A 3,437-nucleotide genomic window follows, 5' to 3' on the forward strand; every position below is an offset into this window, starting at 1 on the left:
TCATTTGCTGAGAAATTTTCTGCTAGTGGAACTAATTTACTGTCATTTCTCAGAAGCGACGAACAATATTTATTCCGACGCGCTCAAGTTAGGCAAATTCTTTTGCATGAAAGAGATAGTGACTTTGAGCTTTACCTTGATGACTTGAAAGAATTACTTACCAGTTTAGATATTCGGTTTCATATAAAGGAATTAGCGTTAGCTCTACTTATCAACCTAGAAAACCCCCGACAAGAGGAATGGAAAATTATTGCTCCTTTAATTTATGACTCATATCCCCTCAAAAATAAAGTTTGGCAGATTTTTTATTCTGTAAGTTGGTTTAAATTGCTTGATAGTCTCAATATTATTCACGACTGGTTGAATAGTGGTGATGAGGAGTTGATAGATCGGCTAAATAATCCACTATCAATAATCCAAAGACAACTTCCAGATCGAGTCGCAAAAATAGTGGAGCCATATATAGGTGTATCGGATGCTTGGCAAAAACGTCTGATTATCTTAGTGCATCGAGCTGATATTAGTGCAGGGCGAGGATTTTTTGAACTATTTCTACGGCTAATTGATGAAGGTATTCTTGATGAGGTGAAAGATCCTATTACTTTAAAGAGTGATTTCTGGAATCTAATTTATTCTTTGCCAAAAAAGCATCCAGACTGGAGTTGTGAAACCATTAGTCATTATCTGAATCGACGCTTGATTATTAGTCTTGCCAATAATCAGCTTAATCCCTTTGACTCCAGAAATGGCACGATTCCCAATAGCCAATTTGCTAAACGAATTTTCATGGATAGTGCCAAAAATTCTCCTGAAGCTTTTGTTGAAAATGTTCTTCCTTTTATGATTCAGGTGATGGAATTAACAGCAGACAAGGAAAACGATGTACCATGGAAAGATGCAGTTTGGCAACATCGTATTTATGGTAGTAGCTATAGTGCTAGTGATGTAATGCTACTTAAAGCTATAGAAATAGCACTCGTGAGTTTAGCAACTAATCAGCCTGAAAGTTTTGTTCCTATTGTCAAAGAGCAGTTATATTATTCAAAATTTGAAACAATTCAATACTTGTTAATTCATGCTTATACGGCAAATGGGAAAAGATTTGCTGACGACGCTATTAATTATCTGTGCGAACAACCCACAAGGTTCAAGACAGGTTATTTAACTCTTAGAAGTAATTTTGGAGAAAGTTTTTGGGCAAGTAGGGAATTGCTGGAGGCAACTACTCCTTATTGTTCGGAGGAATGTTTGGAGAAACTAGAGAAAACTCTTCTAAATTACTATCCTGCATGGGAAAAAGATTACAAATTTGGCGTTGCTGATTCTGGGTATGATTTGTATTTTTTGGTAGTTGCTAAACTATTGAATAACAAATATTTGAGATTGTTCAATTTTTACTTTTATACCTTAATTCAGCAACGCGAATTTCTCTATTATAGACGTAAATTTTTATTGCGTTCTAGAGGATCTGGTCAATATGTATTGCTTAGTGGTATCGCTCCTTCTCGACGCAGTGAAACAATTACTCGGAAATTACAGGAGCTAGAACGCAAATTTATATCTATAGGTTGGATAGAAGCACCTGGAAAAATTGAGCCACCGGAAAGTCCAGTAGTTTATACAATAGGTTCTCCAATTCCTGAAGAGGAAGCAGAAAAAATGACTGACCAGCAGTGGGTGGAAGCGATCGCTACCTATAAGAATGATCTTTCAGAAATTAAAAATAGAAGGGTAAAAGGAGGAGCAGGTGGACTATCAATAGTTTTGGAAAAACAGGTTAAGCAAGAGCCACTTCGTTTTGCTTCTCTAATCAAACAATTTTCCAACAATGCCAACCTCTCATACTTTAATGCTGTTTTGAGAGGAATAGCTGAAACAGAAGAAAGGGTTGATATAGAAATAGTCCGGAGTATTTATCAGCAGTGCCATCAATTACCAAAACGCCCGTGCGGTAAATCGATGAGTTATTTATTTGAGAAACTGGCTAAATTACCTTGGACAATTTCAGATTTTGACATTCTGATTTATTATGCTTTGAATGACCCAGACCCAGCAACAGAGTTATGGAAAACTCGAAAGTTATGGAAAACTCAGACTAACAGTAGTAATTTTGATGACCGAGAAGATATTTTAGGGGTGGGGATTAATTCTAACAGAGGTCGTGCTGTATATTCTATAGCTAAGTTAATTTTTGCAGATAAGAGTCGCGCTTCACACTTTTCAACAGCCTTAAAGCAAATAGTAAAAGACCCATCTACTGCTGTCAGGTCATGTGCTGCCACTGCATTAACAGCAATGTTGAATTATGACAGAGATATGGCTGTTAGGCTATTTTTAGAACTTTGTAAAACCGACGACGAGGAACTTTTAGGAACAGAAACAGTTAAACATTTTTTGCACTACGCTCTACAAACACACTTTCAGGAATTAAAACCATTGTTAGAACAAATGATTACTTCTGAATTACCAGAGGTAGTTAGAGTAGGAGCTAGACAAACTTGTTTATTATCATTGGAAAACGAGGAAGCAAATGACTTAGCAAAACGTTGTCTTTCAGGGACAGAAAACCATCGACTCTCAGCAGCAGAAATATTTGTTGCAAATTTTCGATCAGCATATTTTCGTGAATTTTGTGAAAATAATCTAATTCAACTTTTCAATGACTCCGATGAAAAAGTTCGCGCTCAAGCAGCAACTTGCTTCTTTAAATTTGAAGGAGAAGAATTAGGTGATTACATTAATCTAGTTGAAGCTTTTGTTGATAGTAAAGCATTTAAAGATAAAGCTGGTGATTTAATTCATGCTATGGAAAAAACAACAGCTCAACTTCCAGAATTAATTACTTTATCAGTATTGGAAAAGTTAATAAAAAATTCAGATACTTACAGTTATGATATGAATATTGTAAGTAAATTACTAATTCGTATATACAGCTACACTAAAGAAAAAGATTTAAAATCACTATGCCTTGATATTTTTGATGATATGATTTTACATGAAAACTATCGATTTTACGAGGCTCTACAGCAATTTGAAAGATAAATGTTGGATATATAGTCGTTTAACTTAAGGATGAGACAAAAACAGAGTAAAATTTTCAAATAGAATTGAGAGTAGTTTAAAGTAATGACTTATAGTTTAGATGTAAGACAAAAGGTAATAGATTACATAGAAAGTGGTGGGAAGATAACCAAGGCAGCAAAAGTATTTGCTTGGAGGAAGAGCGTCCATATATAGATGGTTAGAGAGGAAAAAGCTTGAAGCCACAAAGGTAAAGCATCGTCACAGAAAACTAGATAGGAAAGAATTAGAAAAATATATAAAGGAAAATCCGGAAGTAAAATTAAAACTCATAGCAGAGAAATTTGGAGTCAGTACAACGGCAATCTGGACTACCCTGAAAAAAATGAAAATAACTAGAAAAAAAAAAGAACTTC

1 protein-coding gene and 1 pseudogene are annotated in these 3,437 nt (G+C 34.9%); both read left to right on the forward strand.

Features of this window, described 5'->3' with window-relative positions; all coding sequences use genetic code 11:
* Positions 1-3,042: hypothetical protein (locus F6K22_RS36325; protein ID WP_293109516.1), on the forward strand; the 3,042-nt coding region annotated here is incomplete at its 5' end.
* A gap of 84 nt (positions 3,043-3,126) precedes the next feature.
* Positions 3,127-3,437: pseudogene (locus F6K22_RS36330) on the forward strand (IS630 transposase-related protein); the annotation flags it as partial.

Origin of the sequence: Okeania sp. SIO2F4, assembly GCF_010672385.1 — a bacterium.
GTDB lineage: Bacteria > Cyanobacteriota > Cyanobacteriia > Cyanobacteriales > Microcoleaceae > Trichodesmium.